Source organism: Paraburkholderia susongensis (assembly GCF_900177725.1).
Lineage (GTDB): Bacteria > Pseudomonadota > Gammaproteobacteria > Burkholderiales > Burkholderiaceae > Paraburkholderia > Paraburkholderia susongensis.
Genome location: NZ_FXAT01000015.1, coordinates 89,350 through 115,574, shown reverse-complemented (window position 1 = coordinate 115,574; position 26,225 = coordinate 89,350). Strand labels below are relative to the sequence as shown.

The following is a 26,225-nucleotide window of genomic DNA, read 5'->3' as shown; positions in this document are numbered from 1 at the left end:
ATCACAGCGCAGGTGGGCTGCCAGATGGAAACGCCGCCATCGGATCGATGACAGCGTTGCCCATGCCTCGAAAATTCGACTAACCTAACTCAACAGCCCCTAATAATCGCGAAGCGTTAGAAACGGTAACCGATGTTGACGTAGGTGACGATCGGGTTCAGCTTGATCTTGGTTTGCGACTGTACGGTGAGCGTACCAACCGGCGTAGCCGCTGCGGAGGTCAGCTTGGCGGTCGTGCTGAGCGGCAGATACGAAATCGACACGCCGGCGAACCAGTGTTGATTGAAGGCGTACGTGAAGCCTGCATTAAACACAGGTTCCCACGAACTATCCGTTGAGACGCTGGTCGGACCATGCAGAACGTTCGCTTCGAATGCGCTGTTGGTGATCTCCTCGCCCGTGAACCAGATGCGGCTCACGCCGACACCGAGATACGGCCGGAACGAAGCGGTCGGAGCGTTGAAGTAGTACTTGAACAGCAGAGTCGGGCTCCACTGTTTCGCCTGCCCGATCTTGCCGAACTGTTCGAGGCTGCCCGTGCCGTACAGGTCGAAAGTAGGTGGAATGCCAACGACGAATTCAGTGGCGATGTGGTCGGTGATGAAATAGCCGGCGGTGAAGCCGAGGGTGTCGGCGGAACTGAGTGAGGCGCCGGTGTTCGGCTCTGTGATGTTGGTTGGGCTGCCGCCGATGCTGGTCACTCTGAGCGGGTCGCTACTCGACTGAGGTGCAAGATGGAACCAGCCTGTCGTGACGTAAAAGGTGCCTGCCGATTGCGCGTGTGCCGCTGTGCTCATGCCGGCAAGCACTGCCATCCCCGTTACGGCCTGTTTTAATTTCATATGTGCTCCTCCAAAAAAGGCCCGCTCATTATGACGAGAACGTTTGAAACAAACCATACGCGGCGGTTAGAGCTTTCTCCCTAGGCGCAGCGCGGTTTCTGGCTTGGTCGCGTGGCGCCGAACCTTGCGCGCATGCGGCTCTTTGGACCTTCGGGTATATACCAACGCGATTATTGGATACTCCAGCATGGCACGGCTTGCACGTCTTTATGTCCCTGACCAGCCGCAGCACGTCATCCTCCGCGGGCTCGACCAGCAGCCTGCTTTCGTCGACGACCAGGACTATGAGCTTTTCATCGATTGCCTGAAGGCGGCTTCGCGGGACCATCACCTCTCGATCCACGCGTACGCATTGATGCCGGGCGCCGTGCAGCTGCTCGTCACGCCGACTGAGGAGTCGAGCCTGCCCAAGGCGATGCAGGCCGTCGGCCGGCGCTACGTCGCGCACTTCAACCGGCGCTATGCGCGCCGCGGCACCTTGTGGGAAGGCCGCTACCGGGCCACGGTGATCGAGGGCGAGCGCTACTTCCTGCTCGCGAGCCGCGTCGTCGAAATGTGCCCGGTGCGCGCGCAGCTGGTCGGCGCGCCGGAGGATTACCGCTGGTCGAGCTACCGGCATCACATCGGTCTTACCCTCGACAGTCTGATTACCGACCACCCTCTCTACTGGTCGCTCGGCAATACGCCGTTCGAGCGGCAGCGCGCGTATCGCGAATTGTGCGAACAACCGCTCGACGAGCGCGAAGCGAGTCAGCTTCAGCAAGCCACGCTCAAGGGCTGGGTGCTCGGCAGCGACACGTACCGCGAATGGGCGGCGCGGGCTGCGAATCGGCGCGTCTCGCCGTTGCCGCGCGGCCGGCCGCGCAAGGTCCGCGAGACACCGCATACACAGTGAGGCTGTCACGAGGTCGCGAGGCGCGTCCTTATAGCCTGCCTCTAAATGGCAATAAAGCGTTTTGCATCAAAGGGCTGCATGAAAACGGCATTTCATATGCCGTTTTCTTTTGCCCCATTTTGATGTGGAACCAATAAAAAATGGCCGCAATGCACCATTTTGATAATCGGGGATCAATCATCACGTTTTATTTGCTATTCCCTTGATTCGTCGCGTATATTCCGAGTTCCGGCGCTTTCCGACACGCACAGTTCTTCCGCGAGAAGAGCGTCGTCGTGGTTGCGATGCGCACTGCGGCAAAAGAAAAAACGGTTTAACGGCCTGTCCGGCCCCTCACAGACGGTGTCCCCATGAACGACCACCAGCAATCGATTCACCCGGTTCCCGCCGCCCAAGGTCTGTACGACCCACAAAACGAGCATGACGCCTGCGGCGTCGGCTTTGTCGCCCATATCAAGGGCCAGAAGAGCCACGAGATCATCGAGCAGGGCCTGAAGATTCTCGAAAACCTCGACCACCGGGGCGCCGTCGGCGCTGATCCGCTGATGGGCGACGGCGCGGGCATCCTGATCCAGATTCCGGACGGCTTCTATCGCGAAGAAATGGCGAAGCAGGGCGTGACGTTGCCGCCGGCTGGCGAATACGGCGTCGGCATGATCTTCCTGCCGAAGGAGCACGCTTCGCGCATCGCCTGCGAACAGGAACTGGAGCGCACGGTGAAGGCCGAAGGCCAGGTCGTGCTCGGCTGGCGCGACGTGCCGGTCGACCACACCATGCCGATTTCGCCCACCGTCAAGGCGAGCGAGCCGCTGATCCGCCAGATCTTCATCGGCCGCGGCAAGGACATCATGGTGACCGACGCGCTCGAACGGAAGCTGTACGTGATCCGCAAGACCGCGAGCCACCGCATCCAGGCGCTCAAGCTCAAGCACGGCAAGGAATACTTCGTGCCGTCGTGCTCGGCGCGCACGGTCGTCTACAAGGGCTTGCTGCTGGCGGGCCAGGTTGGCGTGTACTACCGCGACCTGCAGGACGAGCGCGTCGTGTCGGCGCTCGCGCTCGTGCACCAGCGCTTCTCGACCAACACGTTCCCGGCCTGGGAACTGGCGCACCCGTATCGCATGATCGCCCACAACGGCGAAATCAACACCGTGAAGGGCAACGTCAACTGGCTGAACGCGCGTACCGGCGCGATCGCTTCGCACGTGCTCGGCGACGACCTGCCGAAGCTCTGGCCGCTCATCTATCCGGGCCAATCGGACACGGCATCGTTCGACAACTGTCTCGAACTGCTCGTGATGGCCGGCTACCCGCTCGTCCACGCAATGATGATGATGATCCCGGAAGCCTGGGAGCAGCACACGCTGATGGACGACAACCGCCGCGCGTTCTACGAATACCACGCCGCGATGATGGAGCCGTGGGACGGCCCCGCCGCGATCGCGTTCACCGACGGCCGTCAGATCGGCGCGACGCTCGACCGTAACGGCCTGCGTCCGGCGCGCTACATCGTCACCGACGACGACCTCGTCATCATGGCCTCGGAAGCCGGCACGCTGCCGATCCCCGAGTCGAAGATCGTCAAGAAGTGGCGTCTGCAGCCGGGCAAGATGTTCCTGATCGACATGGAACACGGCCGCATCATCGACGACAAGGAACTGAAGGACAACCTCGCGAACGCGAAGCCGTACAAGAGCTGGATCGACGCGGTCCGGATCAAGCTCGACGAGATCGAGCCGAAGGCCGAAGACGTCGTGACGGAACGCCGTGAAGCTGCTGCACTGCTGGATCGCCAGCAGGCGTTCGGCTACACGCAGGAAGACCTGAAATTCCTGATGGCGCCGATGGCGCAAGCCGGCGAGGAAGCGGTCGGCTCGATGGGCAACGACTCGCCGCTCGCGGTCATGTCCAACAAGAACAAGACGCTCTATCACTACTTCAAGCAACTGTTCGCGCAGGTGACGAACCCGCCGATCGACCCGATCCGCGAAAACATGGTGATGTCGCTCGTGTCGTTCATCGGCCCGAAGCCGAACCTGCTCGACACGAACAACATCAACCCACCGATGCGTCTCGAAGTGTCGCAGCCGGTGCTCGACTTCAAGGACATCGCGAAGATCCGCGCGATCGATCAGTACACGGGCGGCAAGTTCAGCTCGTACGAACTGAACATCTGCTATCCGGTCGCCTGGGGCAAGGAAGGCATCGAAGCGCGCCTCGCGTCGCTGTGCGCGGAAGCCGTCGACGCGGTCAAGTCCGGCTACAACATGCTGATCGTGTCGGACCGCAAGACCGACCGCGACAACGTCGCGATCCCGGCGCTGCTCGCGACCGCCGCGATCCACACGCACCTCGTGCAGCAAGGTCTGCGCACGAGCACGGGTCTTGTCGTCGAAACGGGTTCGGCGCGTGAAACGCACCACTTCGCGCTGCTCGCGGGCTATGGCGCGGAAGCCGTGCACCCGTACCTCGCGATGGAAACGCTCGGCCAGCTCGCGGCCGGCCTGAAGGGCGACCTGTCGGCGGAGAAGGCGGTCTACAACTTCACGAAGGCAGTCGGCAAGGGCCTGCAGAAGGTCATGTCGAAGATGGGCATTTCGACCTACATGTCGTACACCGGCGCGCAGATTTTCGAAGCGGTCGGTCTCGCCGCGGATCTCGTGTCGAAGTACTTCCACGGCACGTCGTCGAAGGTTGGCGGCATTGGGCTCTTCGACGTCGCGGAAGAAGCGATCCGTCTGCACCGCGAAGCGTTCGGCGACAACCCGGTCCTCGCGAACATGCTCGACGCGGGCGGCGAATACGCGTACCGCGTGCGCGGCGAAGAACACATGTGGACGCCGGATGCGATCGCGAAGCTTCAACACTCGGCGCGCAGCAACTCGTACCAGACGTACAAGGAATACGCGCATCTGATCAACGATCAGACCAAGCGCCACATGACCTTCCGCGGCCTGTTCGAATTCAAGTTCGATCCGACCAAGGCCATTCCGCTCGACGAAGTCGAACCGGCGAAGGAAATCGTCAAGCGTTTCGCGACCGGCGCGATGTCGATGGGCTCGATCAGCACGGAAGCGCACGCCACGCTCGCCGTCGCGATGAACCGCATCGGCGGCAAGTCGAACACCGGCGAAGGCGGCGAAGACGCGAACCGTTATCGCAACGAGCTGCGCGGCATTCCGATCAGGAACGGCGACACGATGAAGTCGGTGATCGGCGACGAAGTGGTCGTCGACATTCCGCTCAAGGAAGGCGATTCGCTGCGCTCGCGCATCAAGCAGGTCGCATCGGGCCGCTTCGGTGTGACGGCGGAGTATCTCGCGTCGGCCGACCAGATCCAGATCAAGATGGCGCAGGGTGCGAAGCCTGGCGAAGGCGGTCAATTGCCGGGTCACAAGGTGTCGGACTACATCGGCAAGCTGCGTTACTCGGTGCCGGGCGTCGGCCTGATCTCGCCGCCGCCGCATCACGACATCTACTCGATCGAAGACCTCGCGCAACTGATTCACGACCTGAAGAACGTGAACGCGTCGTCGAGCATCTCGGTGAAGCTCGTGTCGGAATCGGGCGTCGGCACGGTGGCTGCCGGTGTCGCGAAGGCGAAGGCCGATCACGTCGTGATCGCAGGCCATGACGGCGGCACGGGCGCGTCGCCGCTGTCGTCGGTCAAGCATGCGGGCACGCCGTGGGAACTGGGTCTCGCCGAAACGCAGCAAACGCTCGTGCTGAACCAGTTGCGCGGCCGTATCCGCGTGCAGGCCGACGGCCAGATGAAGACCGGCCGCGACGTCGTGATCGGCGCGCTGCTCGGCGCGGACGAGTTCGGTTTCGCGACGGCGCCGCTCGTCGTCGAAGGCTGCATCATGATGCGCAAGTGCCATCTGAACACCTGCCCGGTCGGCGTCGCGACGCAAGACCCGGTGCTGCGTGCGAAGTTCAACGGCCAGCCCGAGCACGTCGTGAACTTCTTCTTCTTCGTTGCGGAAGAAGCGCGCGAGATCATGGCGCAACTCGGCATCCGCAAGTTCGACGACCTGATCGGCCATGCCGAACTGCTCGACACGAAGAAGGGCATTGAACACTGGAAGGCGAAGGGTCTCGATTTTTCGCGCGTGTTCTATCAGCCGTCGGTGCCGGCCGAAGTGGCACGCAAGCACGTCGACGTGCAGGACCACGGTCTGGACCGCGCGCTCGACCACACGCTGATCGAGAAGGCGAAGGCCGCGATCGAGAAGGGCGAGCACGTTTCGTTCATCCAGCCGGTGCGCAACGTGAACCGTACGGTCGGCGCGATGCTGTCCGGAACGATCGCGAAGAAGTATGGCCACGACGGCCTGCCCGACGACACGGTTCACATCCAGTTGAAGGGCACGGCGGGGCAGAGCTTCGGCGCATTCCTCGCGAAGGGCGTCACGCTGGATCTGGTCGGCGACGGCAACGACTACGTGGGCAAGGGCCTGTCGGGCGGCCGCATCATCATCCGTCCGACCAACGATTTCCGCGGCAAGTCGGAAGAGAACATCATCTGCGGCAACACGGTGATGTACGGCGCGATCGAAGGCGAAGCCTTCTTCCGCGGTGTCGCGGGCGAGCGCTTCTGCGTGCGTAACTCGGGCGCGACGGCGGTCGTCGAAGGCACGGGCGACCACGGTTGCGAATACATGACGGGCGGCACGGTGATCGTGCTCGGCGAGACGGGACGTAACTTCGCTGCCGGCATGTCGGGCGGCGTCGCGTATGTGTTCGATCCGGACAGCACGTTCGCGAGCAAGTGCAACAAGTCGATGGTCGCGCTCGATCCGGTCCTGCAGCAGGCCGAACAGGAACGCACGGTCGACCAGGGTCTGTGGCACTGCGCGACGACCGACGAAGCGCTGCTCAAGGGGCTCATCGAGCGTCACTTCCAGTTCACGGGCTCGCCGCGCGCCAAGGCGCTGCTCGAAAACTGGGACGCGTCGCGCCGCCAGTTCGTGAAGGTGTTCCCGACCGAATACAAGCGCGCGCTCGGCGAACTCGCCGCGAAGAAGGCGAACAAGGAAGTGCTCGCCGCTTAAGCTGCCTGCGCAAAAATCATTTAGCCGTACCCGCCGCGTCTCGATAGCTCGACGCGCGGCGGGTCCAGATCACCCTACATACAGATTAGAGAAGAGAACCACATGGGCAAGGCAACCGGTTTTCTCGAGTTCGAACGTCGCCACGAGACGTACGAGGCTCCGCTCACGCGTGTGAAGCACTACAAGGAATTCGTCGCGGCACTGAGCGACGACGAGGCGAAGATTCAAGGCGCACGTTGCATGGACTGCGGCATTCCGTTTTGCAACAACGGCTGCCCGGTCAACAACATCATTCCGGACTTCAACGACCTCGTGTTCCACCAGGACTGGAAGAACGCGATCGAAGTACTGCACTCGACCAACAACTTCCCCGAGTTCACGGGCCGCATCTGCCCGGCGCCGTGCGAAGCGGCGTGCACGCTCGGCATCAACAACGACCCGGTCGGTATCAAGTCGATCGAGCACGCGATCATCGACAAAGCCTGGACCGAAGGCTGGGTTGCACCGCAGCCGCCGAAGCACAAGACCGGCAAGAAGGTCGCCGTGGTCGGCTCGGGCCCTGCGGGTCTGGCCGCCGCGCAGCAGCTCGCACGCGCCGGACACGACGTGACCGTGTTCGAGAAGAACGACCGTATCGGCGGCCTGCTGCGTTATGGCATTCCCGATTTCAAGCTGGAGAAGTGGCAGATCGACCGCCGCATGCGTCAGATGGAGGCCGAAGGCGTGACGTTCCGCGCGAACGTGTTCGTCGGCCGCGCGGACTCGCTGCCGGCGCACATCGGCAATACCGCGAAGGAAACCATCACGCCGGCCGAACTGAAGGAACAGTTCGACGCGGTCGTGATCGCCGGCGGTTCGGAAACGCCGCGCGACCTGCCGGTGCCGGGCCGCGAACTCGAAGGCGTCCACTATGCGATGGAGTTCCTGCCGCAGCAGAACAAGGGCAATGCCGGCGACAAGGTGCCGAACCAGTTGCTCGCGAAGGGCAAGCACGTCGTCGTGATCGGCGGCGGCGATACGGGTTCGGACTGCGTGGGCACGTCGAACCGTCACGGCGCGAAGAGCGTCACGCAGTTCGAACTGCTGCCGCAGCCGCCCGAAGAAGAGAACAAGCCGCTCGTGTGGCCGTACTGGCCGATCAAGCTGCGCACGTCGTCGTCGCATGACGAAGGCTGCGAGCGCGACTGGTCGATTGCGACCAAGCGCCTCGAAGGCAAGAACGGCAAGGTCGAGAAGCTGATCGCCGCGCGCGTCGAATGGAAGGACGGCAAGATGGTCGAAGTGCCGAACTCCGAATTCGAAATGAAGGCCGATCTCGTGCTGCTCGCAATGGGCTTCACGCAGCCGGCCTCGCCGGTGCTCGAAGCGTTCGGCGTCGACAAGGATGCGCGCGGCAACGTGCGTGCGTCGACCGAAGGCGATAAGGCGTACTACACGTCGGTGGACAAGGTGTTCACCGCGGGCGACATGCGCCGCGGCCAGTCGCTCGTGGTGTGGGCGATCCGCGAAGGCCGTCAGTGCGCGCGTTCGGTCGATGCATTCCTGATGGGGCATTCCGAACTGCCGCGCTAAGGCGTCTCCTGCCGGCTTGCGCGATCATTTCCGATACGCGCACGCCGGCCACGATTTGCAGGAAGACGTGGAGACGACAATGTGCCGGGTCAAAGGCACATACAGCGGTAAAGCGAAGCGGTAAATAAAAGGAAAACCGGGCTCACCCGAAAAGGTGAGTCCGGTTTTTTAATGCGCGCGCCTTCGTGCTTCAGCCACTGAAGACGCTTAGCCGTGCGGGATCGCGCCGTCAGCAGAGCGGTTTCTCGCGGTCTTACTTCCGGTACCGCGCAAGCGTCAGCCCATCGAGATCGATCTCCGGCTTGCGCTGTGTAATCAGATCCGCGACGACGCGCCCCGAGCCCATCGACATCGCCCAACCCGTCGAGCCGTGTCCGAGGTTCAGCCATAGATTCTCCACATGGCACGGACCGAGCAGCGGGGCGCCATCGGGTGTCATCGGCCGGCGGCCCACCCAGAAATGCGCGGAGCTCGGCTTCGCCGCATGCGGAAACCAGTCGCGCAACACCTTGAGCAGTGTCTGCAAGGCTTGTTCGCGCAACGTTGTCTGGCGATTGCCGAGTTCCGCCGTGCCCGCCACGCGCAGGTTGTTGCCAAAGCGCGTGATCGCCGTCTTGAGCGATTCGTCCATGAGCGCAGCGCGCGGCGCCTTTTCTTCGTCGATGACGGGCAAGGTCGCCGAGTAGCCTTTCACCGGATAGAGCGGCACCTTCACGCCGAGCGGAGCGAGCAGCGCCGCGCTATCGACGCCGAGCGCGACGACCACGCTGTCGGCTTGCAACGTCTCGGCGCCGCGCTCGCCCTGAATGCGCACGCCGCGCACCGCACCGCCTTGCACCTCGAGCGAGGTCACGCGCGTATCGAAGCGAAAGCGCACGCCATTGCGCTCGCAGATCGCGCGCAACTCACGAGTGAAGCGCGCGCAGTCGCCGGCTTCGTCGTCGGGCAGATAGAGGCCCGAGTGCGGCGCCTGCTGCGCCCAGCGCAAACCGGGCTCGATCTCGACGCACTGCGCCGCGCTCACTTCCCGATGCGCGATGCCCGCGTCGCGCAGCACCGCGAGCGCTGGCTGCGCGAGCTCGACGTCAAAGTCGCTGCGAAACAGTTGCAGGTAGCCTTGGCTGCGGCCGTAATCGAACGGATGACGGCCACGGAATTCGTGCAGGCACGCGCGGCTGTAGTACGCGATGCGCTGCATCCGCTGCTTGTTGACGCGAAAGCGTTCGAGCTCGCACTCGCGCAGCCAGCGTGCGATCCAGCGCCATTGGGCCGGATCGAGCGTCGGCCGGAAGATCAGCGGCGAGGCGGGCTTGAACAGGTATTTGAGGATCTTCGCCGGCATGCCGGGCGCGGCCCACGGCGTCACGTAGCCCGGCGCGATCACACCGGCGTTGCCGAAACTCGTGGAAAGCGCGACGTCGGGTTCGCGCTCGATCAGCGTGACTTCGCAGCCTTGCTGGCACAGATAAAAAGCTGTGGCGACGCCGATCACGCCGCCGCCGAGAACAATCGTTTTCATGGGTATCTACTGCGAATTCAGACTGCGGAGCGCGCCGCACCGAGCACCTTGCCTTTCGTTTCCGGCAGGCACAACGCGGCGACGATCACGAGCAGATAGCCCGAACCCGCCACGATGCCCATTGCCTTGACGAGCGTCATGGTCTGCGCGAGCGTGCCGACCAGAATCGGAAAGAACGAGCCGACGCCGCGCCCGAGGTTGTAGCAGAAGCCTTGCCCCGAGCCGCGTATCTCGTTCGGATACAGCTCCGACAGATAGGCGCCCACGCCCGCGAAAATCCCCTGCACGACGATGCCGAGCGGGAAGCCGAGCGCGAGCATCATCGTGTCGGTGATCGGCAGCATCGTATAGACCATGCCGAGCACGAACGAGCCGATCGCGAACAGCACGAACGACGCGCGCCGGCCAATTTTGTCGCACAGAATCGCGCCGACGATATAGCCGGTGAACGAGCCGACGATCAGCACGATCAGATAGCCGCTCGTGTTGAACACCGACAGATGACGCACCGTCTTCAGATACGTGGGCAGCCACGTTGTGATCGCGTAATAGCCGCCGAGCATGCCGGTGCACAGCGCGCTGCCGAGCAGCGTCGTCTTCAGGTGCGTGGCCGAGAAGATCTGCATGAAGTGCGACGTGTTGAAGCCGCTTTCGCGCGCGCGGCGCGTTTCGAGGAAGATTTCCGGGTCGCTCACGTTGCGGCGGATGTAGATGATCCACGCGGCGGGCAGCAGGCCGACCCAGAAGCACGCTCGCCACGCATACTGCTCAGGCAGCAGCGCGAACGCCGCCCAGTAGACGATCGCCGCGGCCGCCCAGCCGAACGACCAACTGCTCTGCACGGTGCCGACCGCTTTCGCGCGATGCTGCGGCGAGCGGATCGTCTCGGCCATCATGATCGTCACGACCGACCACTCACCGCCAAAGCCGATGCCCTGCAGCGTGCGCGTGGCGAGCAGTTGCCAGAACGACTGCGTGAAGCCCGACAGAAACGTGAAGATCGTGAACGTGGCGATCGTCCATTGCAGCACCCGGATGCGGCCGTAGCGATCGGCGAGAATACCGGCGAGCCAGCCGCCGATTGCCGACGAAATCAGCGAACTGGTGGCGATCATCCCCGCTTCGCCTTTGCTCAAGCCCCACGTCGCGATCAGCGTCGGGATGAGAAACGAGTAGATCATGAAGTCGAACGCGTCGATCGCGTAGCCGCCGAAGCCGGCATAAAGGGTGCGGCGCTCGCGCGGGGACAGTTCGGTGAACCATTGGAGAGAAGACATGTTTTGTTATGGTCTCCAGGCTTCTTTTGCCTGCGGGGGCTGGATGGTAGGGTTTTTGTATTCTACGGGGATGCGGCGTCGTGCGGTCGATTGTGGTCAAAAACGGCATGGGTCGATAGCGGCCGGAAAATGACCGCTCGAAGTAATAACCGATAAGACACGCAAGCAGGCGGAAATGAGTTGTACAACAGTGCGGCACGCCGGTGCGGTCCATTGGACCCGCCGCGCGTTCTCCGTGCGGGGCAACGCCGAATCCCACCCTTTCGTTACCAAAGGCTACGGTGTAACGCAAAAGTTACTGGCACCCGTTAAACTGCGTCTGCACTCCGGCCGCTACGAACCGTCCATTACATCTGCCCCTGATGCCCGTTTCAGCGAAAACCTGGTCACCGTCACGCCTTCCTGCCAGCACGACCGTGCAGGCAGGCCACGGCGCGCCGGGCGAAACCTCGGCGTCGCGGCGGCGTTTTCTCAGGGGCTCGGCGAGCGCGCTGCTGGTCTCGGGCTTCGGCAGCACGCTGCTTTCCGCGTGCGGCGGCAGTCTCGACGCCGATCAGCCGGACACGCCGCGCCTTGCGTCGGTCAGCAATTTCCGCGATCTGGCAGGGGTGGGCGCCGGCTATCAGACTGTCGACGGCAAGCAGATGCGCCGCGGCGCGTTCTATCGCGCGAATGCGCTGACCTTGAGCAGCACGGACGAAGCGACGCTCGGCAAGCTCGGCATCGCGTCGGTCTACGACCTGCGCACGCCCGGCGAAATCGCGCGCGCCACCGATGTATTGCCTCCCGGCGCGTCCGCACGCACGCTCAACGTGCTCGGCACCAGCGACTTCGTCGCGCCCACGCTCGATACGGCCGCAGACGCCGTCGAGTTCATGGAAGCGCAGGCGCGCGCCTATGTGACGGGCGGTGCGCAGCGAGCCGCCTACGGCGCGCTGCTCGGCGCCCTCGCCAATGGCGAGGGCGCGCAACTGTTTCATTCAAATGCTGGGAAGGATCGCGCGGGCTGGGTCGCGGCGTTGCTGCTCAGCATCGCCAACGTGCCGCTCGACGTAATCATGCAGGACTACCTGCTCAGCAATGTCTATCTCGCGCAGTCGATTTCCGCGCAAACGACCACGCTGCGCGCGCAGGACGGCGCTGCCGTTGCCACGGTCGAAGCGCCATTGCTCAACGTCGAAGAAAGCTATCTGCAAGCGGGCTTCGATCAGGTGCAGGCGGGCTACGGGACGATGACGAGCTATCTCACGCAAGGCCTCGGTCTTTCACCGGCGACGGTCGACGCGCTGCGCAACCGGCTCGTGCACTGAGCCGTTTCGGTCAGGCTGGCATCTCATTCAGCGCGCAAAAAAAGTCCGCCCCGAGGATGCGGGCGGACGGAGAAGGGCGGCATCGAGGTTGCCAAGCGGGAATATAAGGCCGTGGCTCGTGTGCCAGGCGCTCCGGTAAGGGCGCGTAAGTGCGTGGGCTATCTGTGCGCTGCAATGCCGCGCGACCGCGGTTGCTTTCGCCATTCCGTCATCTCGCCATTGCGTCATTACCCGCATCATCATCGTCACGCGACCGCCGCAACCACTGGCAATTCGATCCGCACGTCGAGCCCACCCTGTGGATGATTGCGCACCTGGCAGCGTCCGCCGCGATCGTGCGCGAGCCGCGCGACGATCGCGAGGCCAAGGCCGCAATGACCTTCGCCGCCGCGCGCGGCGTCGAGCCGTACGAACGGTTTCATCGCGGCGGCGATACGGTCGTCGGGAATGCCTGGGCCGTGGTCGCGCACGCTGATCGTCCAGTGGCGGTCGTTGCGCGCGGTCGCGATTTCGACCGGCGGCATGCCGTGTTCGAGCGCGTTGTCGACGAGGTTCGTCACGAGCCGGTCGAGCAGCGTGCGCGGCAGCGTGAACGACGGCCCGGCGCGCAGGTCGAGCGCGAAGAGCGGCGCTTCGGCGGTATCGGCGGCATCCGCGCTTTCCACGACTTCCGCGCCTTCGACGTTTTCACCCGAGAAAAACTGTTCGCGCAGGAAGTCGTCCACTTCGACGGGCGGCCCGGCCTCGGCCGACTGGCCCGCGAACTCGAGGAACTGCTGGACGATGTTGGTCAGCGAATCGACGTCGCGAATCAGGCCGGCGCGCTCGCTTTCTTCCACCAGCACGCTCGCGCGCAGCTTGAGGCGCGTGAGCGGCGCCTTCAGATCGTGCGCGACGCCCGCGAGCATGACCGCCTGGTCGTCGCCGGCTTCGTTCAGGCGCCGCATCATGTCGTTGAACGAGCCGATCAGATCGCGCAGTTCGCGCGGGCCCTGCACGGGCACGGGTTCCGGCCGCACGCCCGAGCCGAATGCGCGCGCCGCGTCGGCGACGCGCGAGAGCGGCCGCTGCATCTGCCAGACGGCGAACAGCGAGAGAATCAGCGCGGCGAGCAGCATCGACACTGCTTCGGTGAGAAAGCGCGGCGGCGGCGGCACGTCGACCGGCACGACGACCCAGTTCGACTTGCCCGGAAACAGCACCCACAGTTGCGGCGGACGCAGATCGTCGACGGCGATCTGCGTGCCGCCCGGCAGGTTCTCGCGCAGACGCCGCTTCAGCTCGACGAGCAGACGTTCCTTCGGCTCATGCAGATGCACGCTCGCCGGCATGTTCCAGGTGGGCACGAGATGTACGCGCATCGCGGGCGCGAGCGCGGCGCCCTTGATCGGCTCGCCGTTGATCGCCTGCAGCACGAGCAGGAGGCCGCGCGCGAAGCCGTCGATTTCATGGCGCGGCGGCTGCATCGTCACGAGCACGAACCAGCTCGCCTGAATCGCGAACAACACCGCCGCCGATAGCAACGCCATTCTGCCGAACAGCGTGTTCAGCGGATTTTTCATGCGCTGGGGGCGGCCTCGTCGACGAAGGGCGCGCCGGTGGCGTCGGGCACGAACACGTAGCCCTTGCCGCGCACCGTTTGCACGTAGCACGGATTGGACGGGTCGTCTTCGATTACGCGGCGCAGACGCCAGATCGGCACGTCGAGGCTGCGGTCGCGAAACGCGAGATTGTCACGATGCACGAGGTCGTGAATCAGCACGCGCGACAGCACCTTGTACGGGTTGTTGACGAAGATTTTCAGGAGCGCGAATTCACTGTCGCGCAGCGGCAGCTTCGCGTCGTCGCGGCTCAGCGAGCGGGTGGCGAAGTCGAGCTCGAACGGCCCGAAGCGATAGCGCTTGCGCGCTTCCGGCGCACTCGTGGTGGACGGCCCGCGCCGGCGCAGCACGGTCTGGATGCGCGCGAGCAGTTCGCGCGGATCGAATGGCTTGGTCAGGTAGTCGTCCGCGCCGAGTGAAAGCCCGACGATGCGGTCGGCCACCGTGCCGCGCGCGGTCACGAAGATCACGGGAATATCGTCGCCGTCGGCGCGCAGCGCGGTGAGCGCGCGCAGCCCGTCGGTGTTCGGCATCATGATGTCGAGCACGACGACCGAGGGCCGTTCACGTTCGAGACGGCGCTGCAGATGGGTGCCGTCGTGCAGCACGGACGCGTCGAAGCCGTTCGACTGCAAAAACTTGCAAAGCAGATCGCGTACGACCGGATCGTCGTCGACGATAAGGACCTGTGGATTCATGGCGAAATTCTAGACTGGCGCGCACAGCACGCGACCGGGCGTTTCCTTACCAATGGTTACGGTGTGCCGCGCGGGGCTCGGGAGCGTGCGAGGCGTGTCAACGAAGGTGCAGCGCTTACTTTAGCACCGCTTTCCCGGGCTACCTGAATAGCGGCCGCGCATGCGCCGGATCGTGCGCGGGTGTGCACTGGCGCAGTTATTCGTATTGCTTTTCACGCTGACACTCGCGTCAGCCGTCGCGCCGTTCAGCGTTGCGCCACGAGTCCGCGCGCGGCCACGCCGATTTCGCCATCCGGCACGAACACGTAGCCGTGTCCCCACACCGTCTGCACATAGCGCGGCTCCGACGGGTCCGCTTCGATGAGCCGGCGCAAACGCCAGATCGATACGTCGAGGCTGCGGTTCCGATGCGCTTCGTTATTGCCATGCAGTTTCTCGAGCAGTTGCGCGCGCGTGAGCACGGTCATCGCATGCGTGACGAACACCTTCAGCATCGCGAATTCGCTCGAGCGCAGCGTGATGCGCTCGCCGTCGCGGCGCAACTCGCGCGCGGGGAAATTCACCTCGAAGCGGCCGAAGTGATAGGGCGCGCGCTGCTCCGGCGCACCCGGTGCAATCGCGCCGCGACGCCGTAGCACGGTGCGAATCCGCGCGGCCAGCTCGCTCGGTTCGAACGGCTTGCCGAGATAATCGTCCGCGCCGAGTTCGAGGCCGATGACGCGGTCGATCGGCTCGGCGCGCGCGGTCAGCAGGATCACGGGAATGTCGTCGCCGGCGACGCGCAACGCGCGCAGCGCACTGATGCCGTCGAGCTCCGGCATCATGATGTCGAGCACCACGAGCGCGGGACGCTCCTCCTGCAACCTGCGTTGCAGCGCCATGCCGTGTTCGAGCGTGGCGACCTTGAAGCCGCGTTCGTGCAGATATTCGCTGACGAGTTCGCGTACGACGGGATCGTCGTCGACGATCAGAATGGTCTGGTTCATTCAGGTCATCTTAGTGATCCGCGCAGGCCGAGCAAAGCGGGCCCCACTTTCGAATTCTTTCCCCTGTAAAACGAAGCAAGTTGCCGGTACCCGATTGGCTTGCGCTGTCGCGTGTGGGGCGGCTTGCGGGGTTGGGGTGGTCTGCGGTGGCCGCTTTGCGAAATCGGCCCGATCGACGGCCATCCGTCCGGTCAGGCTTTTCGCGCAGGAAAGTGCTGGAGATGGTTCAGGGTTCAGCCGAGCGTCAGGCCGCCGTCGATATGGATCACCTGGCCGGTGATGTGACGCGCTTCGTCGGAGAGCAGGAATGCGATCAGTGCGGCGATGTCCGCCGGTTCGGCGACGTGACCGAGCGGCGTTGCTTCGGCGGCGCGTGCCCATACCGCTGCGTTGTCGGCGCTGGGGCCGCGATCTTTGCGCGTGTAGCCGGGCGCCACGCAATTGACGGTTACGCCGAGCGGTGCGAGTTCCGCGGCCGCGGTTTTCGCAAGCGATTCGAGCGCCGCTTTCGCCGCCGCCGTTGCGGCGAACGGCGCATCCGCGCGATAGCGATGCGCGACGAACGAACTCACTGCGACCACGCGGCCGCGCTGTGACGTTTCGAGCGCGGGCATCGCGCGTTTGACGAGCGCGGCGAACGCGGCCGGCATCGCGGCAAACGCGGCGCCGAACGTGTCGGCGTCGAGCGCGGAGAGCGTCTGGCGCTGCGCGTGTCCTGCGTTGGCGATCAGCTGGTCGAGTGCGCCGAAGCTCGCGAGTGTCCGATGCACCACGTGCTCTGCCGCGCCGCGCTCGGCGAGATCGCCGAACACAGTCGCGCAGTGCGCGCCGCTCGCCGCGCATGCGTCGGCGACCTGCGCGAGCCGTTGACGGGACGCGTCGTCGGCGCCGCGAGCGTGCAGCATCAACGCGGTGCCTGGTGCGGCGATACGCCGGGCGAGCGCCGCGCCGATGCCGGAGCCGGCGCCGGTGATCAGCACGACACGCCGGGCTGCCGCGCCGTTTGCGCTGTCATTTGCGTTATCGTTCGCCTCGTTCGCGCGCTCGCTCATCGCTTCGCTCATGCCGCTACCGCTTCGCGGCTGCGCTCGACGTCGAGCGTTTCGTCATGGAACGCCGCGAGCGATTCGCGATGCGCGACGCTCACGATCGCCGCCTTCGGCAGCCGCTCCGTGAACAGGCGGTAGAGACGCGCCTCGTTTTCCGCGTCGAGCGCACTCGTCGCTTCGTCGAGGAACAGGTAGTCCGGCTTGTGCAGCAGCACGCGCGCGGCGGCGAAGCGCTGCTGCTCGCCCGGCGACAGCACGCGGGTCCAGTGTGCCGATTCCTGCAGACGGTCGGCGTATTCCGACAGATGGCAGACGACGAGCGCTTCGCGGCATTCGTCGTCGGTGTAGGTGTCGGCCGCGGACGGATACGCGAGCGCTGCCTTCAGCGTGCCGATCGGCATGTAGCTGATCTGCGGAATGAACATCATGCGCGCGTTGACCGGCGCGTCGATCGAGCCGTCGCCGAACGGCCAGAGGCCCGCGAGCGCGCGCATCAGCGTGCTTTTGCCCGCACCGGAGGGACCGCGCACGAGCCAGCGCGAGCCGGGCCGGATCGCGATATCGCGGATGCTCGAGAGCGGGTTGCCGTTCGGCAGCGCGAGCTGGAGGCTTTCGGTGGAGAGCTGGTTGGCGTCGACGAAATGCAGGTTGATGCCACCGTGCTCGGTTGCCGGCGACACGGATTCCTTCAGGCGCGGCGAACGCATGATGCGCTTGAACTCGCGCAACCGGTTCACGGTGGCGCGCCATTCGACGAGGCTCGTATAACTGTTGATGAACCACGAGAACGAATCGCTGACGGTGCCGAACGCGCTCGAAATCTGCATCAGCACGCCGAACGTGAAGGCGCCCGCGAAGTAGCGCGGCGCGGCGACCACGATCGGGAAGATGATCGCAATCTGACCGTAGAAGCTCAGCACGAACGTGAGCCGCTTGGTGTACTTCATCACCTGCCACCAGTTGTCGCGGATGCGGCTGAACAGCGAGTGCGCGTTCGTCTTCTCGGTTTCCATGCCGTTGTAGAACGCGATCTGCTCGGCGTTCTCACGCAAACGGATCAGGCCGAAGCGGAAATCCGCCTCGACTTTCTGTGCCTGATAGTTGATCGACACGAGCGGATGGCCGACCTTCTGCGTGACCAGCGAGCCGACCACCGCATACAGCGCCGCGGCCCACACCATATAGCCGGGGATGTGCAGCGGCGTGCCGCCGATCGAGAGGGTCAGCGCGCCCGCGAGCGACCACAGGATCGTGATGAACGACACGAGCGTGACGACGGTGGACAGCAGGTCGAGCGTCAGCGAGAGCGTGGTGGTGGCGAACGACTGCAGGTCGTCGCTGATCCGCTGGTCGGGGTTGTCGGCGAGGCGGTCGCGTTCGATGCGGTAGAACGCGCTGTCGTTGAGCCACTCGTTCAGGTAGCGCGTGGTCAGCCACTGGCGCCAGCGGAAGCCGAGCATCTGGCGCAGATAGCGTCCGTACACGGCGAGGATGATGAAGCCGAACGCGAGCCCGGTGAAGATCATCAGCAGGTGCGGGAAGTCGTGGACGTTCTTCGCTTGCAGGGCGTTGTAGAAGTCGGCGCTCCAGCGGTTCAGGCGCACATTGATCCAGACGACGAGCAGGTTCATCACGATGATCGTGATGAGCAGCCCCCACGCCACGAAGCGTTCCTCGGAAACCCAGTAGGGCTTGATCAGGCTCCAGGCGGAGACTTTATCGTCGGGCGGCAGCGCGGGGCTGGCGGAAGTATGTGATGTCATGAGCGTCCTGGTGAAGTGCTGGCCCGAAATGTCGATCCGGCATGCGGGTCCGTTCGGGTTGACCCATGTCGGGCGATCCCGCTGAGGGCCGGCCCATCGGCGGGCCGCCCTGCGGCGGGTCTGCGATACCTGCCCGGGCATCGTGCCTGACCAACGCGAGTCCGGACGGGCGCCCGATTCTGGCGTGATGCCCTTAAGCGAGAATTAATTTTCGCCGTCGGCGCCCCGCCTCGATACCGCCGCCGCGCATGCGGCCCGGGGCGCCGCGCGCGCCGCGTTTTGGCGGCACCGGTCACGGCATTGTGCCAGAGCGCCGGCTCGCACCGCTTCCGCGTGACGGGAGACGGTGCCAGATCAAAATGACGTTGGCTACGGCGGTCCGCTGGTTTGCGGGCGCCGCGCCTTTTATGGTCTAATGACCCGTGACGAAACAGGGGTGCTTTGCCCACAGGCGGCATGATTTCCATGCTGCGGCGGCGAGGCTGAGAGAGACCCTTTGCACCCGATCCGGGTAATACCGGCGCGGGAAGTTTCCGGAAGCGAACGTCTTCCATTCCCCGCCGGGCGGGCTCAGCACATGACGTGCGAGCGTATTGCCCGGCCGGCTTCACCCGCCGGTTTCGTCCTGGGTACGTGCGTTTTTGGGCCGTACGGAAAGGACTCGATGACCGCCTATTCTTCACACATATACTTTGCTCCCCGCCACGCCGCTGCCGGTGTGGCGTGCCGCTTTGGCGTTGCCTGCCGCCGTCGCGAAACGGCGCGCGAAGCGAATCGCAAAACGAATCATAAAGCGGAGCGCGCGCGATGAACCGTCACGCTCGACCCGATTTCGCCGTGCTCGGCGGTGGCCTGTGCGGCCGGCTGGTCGCGTGGCGCCTCGCTGGCGAGGGGCATCGCGTGGCGCTTTACGAGCGCGGCGATGCCGCCGGGACGCAGGCTGCCGCATGGGTTGCCGCGGCGATGCTCGCGCCGCTCGCCGAGGCCGCCAGCGCTGAGCTGCTGATTACACGGCTCGGCGCGAGTTCGCTCGATAGCTGGCCGCGCGTGCTGGCCGAATTGCCGGAGCCGGTGTTTTTCCAGCGCAACGGCACGCTCGTCGTCTGGCATCACGCGGATCGCACCGAGGCGCCGCTGTTCGAGCGCCGCGTGCGTGCGAATGCGCCGGCCGAGTTGCTCGACGGCGGCTTCGTCGCGCTGGCCGGCGCGCAACTGGGCGCCGCCGAGCCCGCGTTGGCCGGGCGCTTCAATCAAGGGTGGCTGCTGCCGCGCGAAGGCCAGCTCGACAACCGCCAGGTGCTCGCCGCGCTCGCCGCGGGGCTTGCCGAGCGCGGCGTCGATACGCATTGGAATACACCCGTTAACGAAGCGTCGCTGCCGGAGGCCGGCATCACGATCGACTGCCGCGGTCTCGGCGCAAAGCCGGTGCTGCCCACGCTGCGCGGCATCCGCGGCGAAGTCGCGCGCGTGCATGCGCCGGGTCTTCAACTGACGCGCCCGGTGCGGCTGCTGCATCCGCGCTATCCGCTCTACATCGCGCCGAAGCAGAACGGCCTCTACGTGATCGGCGCGACCGAGGTCGAAGGCGAGGACATGTCGCCGGTCAGTGTGCGCTCGGCGCTCGAATTGCTGAGCGCGGCATTTTCGGTGCATCCGGGCTTCGGCGAGGCGCGCATCCTCGAACTCAATTCGCAGTGCCGTCCGACCTTGCCCGACCACCGTCCCGCGCTGTTCTGGGACGGCGCGCGCACGCTGCGCGTGAACGGCCTGTACCGGCACGGCTACATGATCGCGCCCGAAGTCGCCGACGAAGCCGTGCGCTTCGCCGCCGCGCTGCTCGACGGCCGCATCGGCGACGCCGACGCGTTCGCCGGCTGGCGGCGCGAGGCGCGCTGGAGCGAGCTTTTTCCGCAGGATTTCGCGCGGGAGCCGGCCTGAGCGCCGTGCGCCATGCCGCTTTCGCCCTCGATTGAACCGTATTCGAACACCATGGACATTCATATCAATCAGAAGCCGTTGTCACTGCCCGAGGGCGCGACTGTCGCCGATGCGCTCGCCGCTTTTGGCGCGCGCCCGCCGTTCGCGGTCGCGCTCAACGGTGATTTCGTCGCGCGTACCCAGCATGCGGCGCGCGCGCTGCAAGCAGGTGACCGGCTCGACGTCGTGCAACCGGTGGCGGGCGGCTGAGCGCGCTCGCGCTACTGCCGCTCACCCATTGCCGGACACCCTTGCCGCCAACCCGCTGCTGCAAACCAGGATGATGCAAATGACTTCTCATGAGACCGCCGACGCGCTCACGCTATACGGTCAAACCTTCGCGAGCCGCGTACTGCTCGGCACCTCGCGCTATCCGTCGCTGCAGTCACTGTCCGATTCGATCGGCGCCGCGCGGCCCGGCATGGTCACCGTCGCGCTGCGCCGCCAGATGAACGAGGGCGGCGCCGAAGCCGGCTTCTTCGATTTGCTCAAGCGCCACGCCGTGCCGCTGCTGCCGAACACGGCGGGCTGCCTGACAGTCGGCGAAGCGGTCACGACCGCGCACATGGCGCGCGAAATCTTCGAAACCGACTGGATCAAGCTCGAACTGATCGGCGACGACTACACGCTGCAGCCCGACCCGGTCGGCCTGATCGAGGCCGCTGCGCGGCTCGTCAAGGACGGCTTCAAGGTGCTGCCGTATTGCACCGAAGATCTCGTGATCGGCCGCCGTCTGCTCGACGCCGGCTGCGAGGCGCTGATGCCGTGGGGCGCGCCGATCGGCACCGGCAAGGGCGTGATCAACCCGTACGGGCTGCGCGTGCTGCGCGAGCGGCTGCCGGACGTGCCGCTGATCGTCGACGCCGGGCTCGGCGTGCCGTCGCACGCGGCCCAGGTGATGGAGTGGGGCTTCGACGGCGTGCTGCTGAACACGGCGGTGTCGCAGGCCACCCACCCCGAGGCGATGGCGCGCGCCTTCGCGCTCGGCGTCGAAGCGGGGCGCGAGGCATATCTCGCGGGGCCGATGGCCGAGCGCGAGAGCGCGCACGCGAGCACACCGGTGGTCGGTATGCCGTTCTGGCATCAGGATGGAGGGGCGGTATGACACAGTCATTGACCTTGAAGGGCCGCGACCTGTTCTGGCCGCCGGCCGACGAACTCACCGAAGCCACCGAGCGGATCCGCGCGCGTCTCGGTGACTGGCCGCCGACGCACGCGCCGTGGCGCATCTGCCTGACCGCGCCCGACGAGCCGAACGGCGGCGACCTGATCGTGATCGCGGACGCGCAGCAGCACGGCGCGCAGATGGCGCGCTGGCTCACGCAGGGAGCGGGCGTGATCGAAGCCGCGGAAAACAAGGCCACGTTGCATCTGGGCGGTGAGAAGTACGGCCTCGAAGGCCATCTGGCGGAAGACTGGATTGCCGCGCTGGCCGCATTCCTCGACTGCGGTTTCGATCCGCACGACGCACTCGTGCTCGCGCTCGCGTGGCGCGACGGCGACGAAACCCGCGCCGACGACGCCTTCCCGTCCGACCTCGCACACTTTCCGCGCGTGACCGGCTTGCCGGCCGCGCCCGCGCAGCCGTTCGCGCGTTGCCCGCCGAAGCTCGGCCTGTACCCGGTGCTGCCAACTGCGGACTGGGTCGAGCGGGTGGTAGGCTTCGGCGTGAAGACGGTGCAGTTGCGCCGCAAATCGGCCGAACCCGTTGACGAACTGAAGCGCGAAATCGCCCGCTGCGTGGCGGCCGGCCGTGCGCACGACGCGCAGGTGTTCATCAACGATCACTGGCGGGCCGCGCTCGAAGCAGGCGCCTACGGCGTGCATCTCGGCCAGGAAGACGTGCATACTGCGGACCTGTCGGCGCTCGCGGCCGCCGGCATCCGGCTCGGTCTGTCGACGCACGGTTTCTATGAAATGCTGAAAGCGCTGCATTTCCGTCCGAGTTACATTGCACTGGGCGCGGTGTTTCCGACCACGACCAAGGTCATGCCGACCGCGCCGCAGGGCTTGCGGCGTCTTGCTCGCTATGTGCGGCTGCTCGACGGCGTGGTGCCGCTCGTCGCGATCGGCGGAATCGATCGGCAGGTGCTGCCCGACGTGCTCGCAACCGGCGTCGGCTGTGCGGCCGTGGTGCGCGCGGTCACCGAAGCAGCCGATCCGGCTGCCGCGGTTTCTGCACTGCAACAAGCGTTTACGCAATAATCGTCAGGCTTCGTCAAGGAACAGGGCCCCCTCACGGCAGCTTTTGCATGATGGCCCTATAATTCGGCCTTCCGTGCAAAAGGATTGTCAGTTTGGTGCCTTCCTCCCGTGAGACCTTACTCGAGCTGCGCGACGTCGACTTCGGTTACGGCGACCGGCTCGTCCTGTCGAATCTGAACCTGCGCTTTGCGCGAGGTCAGGTCGTTGCGGTCATGGGCGGCTCGGGTTGCGGCAAGACCACGGTGCTGCGCCTGATCGGCGGCCTCGTGCGAGCGCAGCGCGGCCAGGTGCTGTTCCAGGGCCAGGACATCGGCCAGCAGACGCGCGATAGCCTCTACGTGCTGCGCCGCAAGATGGGCATGCTGTTCCAGTTCGGCGCGCTCTTCACCGACATGTCGGTGTTCGAAAATGTCGCCTTCTCGCTGCGCGAGCACACCGATCTCCCCGAAGAACTGCTGCGCGACCTCGTGCTGATGAAGCTCAACGCGGTTGGCCTGCGCGGCGCGCGCGATCTGCTGCCCTCGGAGATTTCGGGCGGCATGGCGCGGCGCGTGGCGCTCGCGCGCGCCATCGCACTCGACCCCGAACTGATGATGTACGACGAACCGTTCGCCGGCCTCGATCCGATCTCGCTCGGCATCACCGCCAATCTGATCCGCACGCTGAATCAGGCGCTCGGCGCCACCTCGATTCTCGTCACGCACGACGTGCCGGAATCGTTCGCGATCGCGGATTACGTCTACTTCCTCGCCAACGGCGGCGTGCACGCGCAAGGCACGCCGGACGAACTGCGCGCGTCGGCCGACCCCACGGTGCGGCAGTTCATCGACGGCGCGCCGGACGGCCCGTTCAAATTCCACTATCCGAGCACGACGCCGCTCGCGGCGGACTTCGGCATTGGCGGAGGCCTGTCATGATCAGTGCGATCGGTCGCTCGGTGATCGACGGGCTCGGCATGGCCGGCTACGCGACGCGCTTCTTCATCCGCCTCGTGCTCGAGTTTTTCCCGCTGCTGCGGCGCCCGCGCCTTGTCACGAAGCAGATCCACTTCGTCGGTAATTATTCGCTTGTCATCATTGCGGTGTCGGGGCTCTTCGTCGGCTTCGTGCTCGGTCTGCAGGGCTATTACACGCTCAATCGCTATGGCTCCGAGCAGGCGCTCGGCTTGCTCGTCGCACTGTCGCTCGTGCGCGAACTCGGGCCGGTGGTCACGGCGTTGCTGTTCGCGGGCCGCGCGGGCACCTCGCTCACGGCCGAAATCGGCCTCATGAAGGCGGGCGAGCAGCTCACCGCGATGGAAATGATGGCCGTCGACCCGGTCAAGGTCGTGGTCGCGCCGCGCCTGTGGGCGGGCATTATCTCGATGCCGATCCTCGCGGCGATTTTCAGCGCGGTCGGTATTCTGGGCGGTTACGTGGTGGGCGTGCTGCTGATCGGCGTCGACGCCGGCGCGTTCTGGTCGCAGATGCAAAGCGGCGTCGATGTGTGGCGCGATGTCGGCGCCGGTGTCGTCAAGAGCGTGGTGTTCGGCTTCGCGGTGACCTTCGTCGCGCTGTTTCAGGGCTACGAGGCGAAGCCGACGCCGGAAGGCGTGTCGCGCGCGACGACCCGCACGGTCGTGTACGCGTCGCTCGCGGTGCTCGGGCTCGATTTCCTGCTGACAGCACTGATGTTCAGCTAAAGACCGCGCGGCACCGGCTGCCGGCGGCGCATCGTGCGCCGCGCGCAGCGGAAGGTGCCGACGGCGCGGCGGATTCACTTTGGGATGACGATGAAAAAGAATGCTCTCGACTTCTGGGTCGGCCTGTTCGTGGTGCTGGGTTTCGTGGCGTTGCTGTTTCTCGCGCTGAAGGCCGGCAACATGAGCTCGTTGTCGTTCCAGGCAACGTACCCGGTCAAGCTCAAGTTCGACAATATCGGCGGACTGAAGCCGCGCGCGCCGGTGAAGAGCGCGGGCGTGACGGTCGGCCGGGTTGCCTCGATCGGCTTCGACAGCAATGCGTACCAGGCGCTCGTCACGATCGATATCGACAAGCAATACCAGTTTCCGAAGGACACTTCGGCGAAGATCCTGACCTCGGGCCTGCTCGGCGAGCAGTACATCGGGCTCGAGCCGGGCGGCGACACGGAAATGCTGAAAGCCGGCGATACGATCTCGATGACACAATCGGCAATCGTGCTGGAAAATCTGATCGGCCAGTTCCTGTACAGCAAGGCCGCGGATTCCGGCGCCTCGAAGCCCGCGAGCGCGGCGCCCGCGCCGGCTCCGGCCGCACCTGCCGCACCTGCCGCTGGCGCCGCCAGCCAATAAGGAGAACAACAATGCAGACCACTCTGCAGACCTCGCGCGTCGGCGCGCGTGTCATCCAGTTCGGCAAAGTCGCGGTGGCCGTGGCGCTGCTCGCCGGTTGCGCGACAGTGAAAACGCCGACCAAGGGCGATCCGTTCGAAGGCTTTAACCGCACCATCTTCACCGTCAACGACAAGATCGACCAGTACGCGCTGAAGCCGGTCGCGAAGGGCTACGTCTGGGCGACGCCGCAGCCGGTGCGCGACAGCGTGACGAGCTTCTTCTCGAACATCGGCGACATCTATATCGCGGCGAACAATCTGCTGCAGTTGCGCATCGCCGACGGCGTGTCGGACATCATGCGGATCGTGATCAACACGGTATTCGGCGTGGGCGGTCTGTTCGACGTCGCGACGCTCGCGAAGCTGCCCAAGCACGATAACGACCTCGGCCTGACGCTGGGTCACTATGGCGTGCCGCCGGGCCCGTACCTCGTGCTGCCGCTGTTCGGGCCGAGCACGGTGCGCGACGCGGTCGGCTCGATCGGCGCCTACTATGTGAACCCGGTCAGCTACATCGATCCGCCGGGCCTGAGCTGGGCCCTGTACGGCCTGAACGTCATCAACACGCGCGCGAACCTGCTCGGCGCGAGCGACGTGCTCGAAGGCGCCGCGCTCGACAAGTACTCGTTCGTGCGCAACGCGTATCTGCAGCGCCGCCAGTATCTGTTGTCGGATAACCGGCGGCGTCCGCAGGAACTGCCGAACTACGGCGAGGAAGCGCCGCTGCCGAAGTACGACGAAGGTGACACGGGCGCGGCCGCCGCGCCGGCAGGCGCCGCTACCGGCACGGCAGGCGCCGCCGTGGGCACGCAGGGTGCTGCGGCGAAGGCGGCGCCGGCATCGGGCACCGCCGTGACCAGTCCGCAGGGCACCACGGCGCAAGCGCCGGAAGCCGCGTCGGGCACCGAATCGCCGCCGCTCGACATGAACGGCGGCCCCGAAACGCAGATTCCGGCCGACCAACTGGTGCCGCCCACGCGTTTCAATTTCCCGTCATTCAAGTTGCATTGAGCGTGCAGCGGTAACAGATCGATACGACTCTCGCAGTTTGCGCATGGATTGCCGTCGAACTCGCGTGGTAAGGTCGGTTCAAACCATTGCACTATTTTTGAGGCAAGGCCCGAT

At 65.1% G+C, this 26,225-nt stretch carries 20 protein-coding genes and 1 riboswitch; of the genes, 12 read left to right on the top strand and 8 right to left on the bottom strand.

What is annotated here, in order from left to right:
• Window positions 1-116 precede the first annotated feature (116 nt).
• Window positions 117-842 (bottom strand): OmpW/AlkL family protein, encoded by a 726-nt coding sequence (locus B9Z01_RS30060; protein ID WP_085489206.1) that lies wholly within the window; start codon window positions 840-842, stop codon window positions 117-119.
• A 187-nt stretch (window positions 843-1,029) separates the two neighbouring features.
• On the opposite strand from B9Z01_RS30060, the gene B9Z01_RS30055 reads away from it, so the two are divergent.
• The 3 genes from B9Z01_RS30055 (at window position 1,030) to B9Z01_RS30045 (ending at window position 8,363) form a co-directional block, all read left to right on the top strand.
• A complete protein-coding gene (locus B9Z01_RS30055; protein ID WP_085489205.1) occupies window positions 1,030-1,737 on the top strand; it encodes a transposase in 708 nt (235 codons plus the stop codon).
• Between the two features lie 350 nt (window positions 1,738-2,087).
• The gene (locus B9Z01_RS30050; RefSeq protein WP_085489204.1) at window positions 2,088-6,791 is read left to right on the top strand and encodes a glutamate synthase-related protein; all 4,704 of its coding nucleotides are present in this window, start codon (window positions 2,088-2,090) and stop codon (window positions 6,789-6,791) included.
• Between the two features lie 102 nt (window positions 6,792-6,893).
• Window positions 6,894-8,363, top strand: coding sequence for a glutamate synthase subunit beta (locus B9Z01_RS30045; protein WP_085489203.1), 1,470 nt, complete (start codon window positions 6,894-6,896; stop codon window positions 8,361-8,363).
• Window positions 8,364-8,616: 253 nt separating this feature from the next.
• Here the strand turns inward: B9Z01_RS30045 and B9Z01_RS30040 are convergent, their stop codons facing one another.
• Both B9Z01_RS30040 and B9Z01_RS30035 read right to left on the bottom strand, forming a co-directional pair.
• A complete protein-coding gene (locus tag B9Z01_RS30040) occupies window positions 8,617-9,882 on the bottom strand; it encodes a D-amino acid dehydrogenase (protein WP_085489202.1) in 1,266 nt (421 codons plus the stop codon).
• A 17-nt stretch (window positions 9,883-9,899) separates the two neighbouring features.
• On the bottom strand, window positions 9,900-11,159 hold the full coding sequence (locus B9Z01_RS30035) for an MFS transporter (protein WP_085489201.1): 1,260 nt from the start codon (window positions 11,157-11,159) through the stop codon (window positions 9,900-9,902).
• 362 nt (window positions 11,160-11,521) lie between these two features.
• On the opposite strand from B9Z01_RS30035, the gene B9Z01_RS30030 reads away from it, so the two are divergent.
• Window positions 11,522-12,469 carry a tyrosine-protein phosphatase gene (locus tag B9Z01_RS30030; protein ID WP_085489200.1) on the top strand — a complete coding sequence of 316 codons (948 nt, stop codon included), beginning with the start codon at window positions 11,522-11,524 and terminating at the stop codon, window positions 12,467-12,469.
• Window positions 12,470-12,714: 245 nt separating this feature from the next.
• Here the strand turns inward: B9Z01_RS30030 and B9Z01_RS30025 are convergent, their stop codons facing one another.
• From B9Z01_RS30025 to B9Z01_RS30005, 5 genes are all read right to left on the bottom strand, one after another.
• Window positions 12,715-14,031, bottom strand: coding sequence for an ATP-binding protein (locus B9Z01_RS30025; RefSeq protein WP_085489199.1), 1,317 nt, complete (start codon window positions 14,029-14,031; stop codon window positions 12,715-12,717).
• Window positions 14,028-14,768, bottom strand: a complete 741-nt coding sequence (locus B9Z01_RS30020; RefSeq protein ID WP_085489198.1) for a response regulator — start codon at window positions 14,766-14,768, stop codon at window positions 14,028-14,030. Before B9Z01_RS30020 ends, B9Z01_RS30025 begins: the two co-directional genes overlap by 4 nt.
• Window positions 14,769-15,013: 245 nt before the next feature.
• Window positions 15,014-15,754, bottom strand: a complete 741-nt coding sequence (locus B9Z01_RS30015) for a response regulator (RefSeq protein WP_085489197.1) — start codon at window positions 15,752-15,754, stop codon at window positions 15,014-15,016.
• 233 nt (window positions 15,755-15,987) lie between these two features.
• Window positions 15,988-16,806: an SDR family NAD(P)-dependent oxidoreductase gene (locus B9Z01_RS30010; RefSeq protein ID WP_085489251.1), complete on the bottom strand. Its 819-nt coding sequence runs from the start codon at window positions 16,804-16,806 to the stop codon at window positions 15,988-15,990.
• An 8-nt stretch (window positions 16,807-16,814) separates the two neighbouring features.
• The gene (locus B9Z01_RS30005) at window positions 16,815-18,566 is read right to left on the bottom strand and encodes an ABC transporter ATP-binding protein/permease (protein ID WP_085489196.1); all 1,752 of its coding nucleotides are present in this window, start codon (window positions 18,564-18,566) and stop codon (window positions 16,815-16,817) included.
• Between the two features lie 422 nt (window positions 18,567-18,988).
• Window positions 18,989-19,112: riboswitch (TPP riboswitch) on the top strand.
• Between the two features lie 261 nt (window positions 19,113-19,373).
• On the opposite strand from B9Z01_RS30005, the gene B9Z01_RS30000 reads away from it, so the two are divergent.
• The 8 genes from B9Z01_RS30000 (at window position 19,374) to B9Z01_RS29965 (ending at window position 26,111) form a co-directional block, all read left to right on the top strand.
• A complete protein-coding gene (locus B9Z01_RS30000; RefSeq protein WP_085489195.1) occupies window positions 19,374-20,504 on the top strand; it encodes an FAD-dependent oxidoreductase in 1,131 nt (376 codons plus the stop codon).
• Window positions 20,505-20,555: 51 nt separating this feature from the next.
• A complete protein-coding gene (thiS, locus tag B9Z01_RS29995; protein ID WP_085489250.1) occupies window positions 20,556-20,753 on the top strand; it encodes a sulfur carrier protein ThiS in 198 nt (65 codons plus the stop codon).
• A gap of 79 nt (window positions 20,754-20,832) precedes the next feature.
• Window positions 20,833-21,648: a thiazole synthase gene (locus tag B9Z01_RS29990; protein WP_085489194.1), complete on the top strand. Its 816-nt coding sequence runs from the start codon at window positions 20,833-20,835 to the stop codon at window positions 21,646-21,648.
• The gene (gene thiE, locus B9Z01_RS29985) at window positions 21,645-22,748 is read left to right on the top strand and encodes a thiamine phosphate synthase (protein WP_085489193.1); all 1,104 of its coding nucleotides are present in this window, start codon (window positions 21,645-21,647) and stop codon (window positions 22,746-22,748) included. Before B9Z01_RS29990 ends, thiE begins: the two co-directional genes overlap by 4 nt.
• Before the next feature lie 95 nt (window positions 22,749-22,843).
• Window positions 22,844-23,665: an ABC transporter ATP-binding protein gene (locus B9Z01_RS29980; RefSeq protein ID WP_085489249.1), complete on the top strand. Its 822-nt coding sequence runs from the start codon at window positions 22,844-22,846 to the stop codon at window positions 23,663-23,665.
• Window positions 23,662-24,429 (top strand): lipid asymmetry maintenance ABC transporter permease subunit MlaE, encoded by a 768-nt coding sequence (gene mlaE / locus B9Z01_RS29975; protein ID WP_085489192.1) that lies wholly within the window; start codon window positions 23,662-23,664, stop codon window positions 24,427-24,429. The genes B9Z01_RS29980 and mlaE overlap by 4 nt, the downstream gene beginning before the upstream one ends.
• 90 nt (window positions 24,430-24,519) lie before the next feature.
• Complete coding sequence (gene mlaD / locus B9Z01_RS29970; RefSeq protein WP_085489248.1) at window positions 24,520-25,059, top strand: outer membrane lipid asymmetry maintenance protein MlaD; 540 nt, start codon at window positions 24,520-24,522, stop codon at window positions 25,057-25,059.
• A gap of 11 nt (window positions 25,060-25,070) precedes the next feature.
• A complete protein-coding gene (locus B9Z01_RS29965) occupies window positions 25,071-26,111 on the top strand; it encodes an MlaA family lipoprotein (RefSeq protein WP_085489191.1) in 1,041 nt (346 codons plus the stop codon).
• Window positions 26,112-26,225 lie beyond the last annotated feature (114 nt).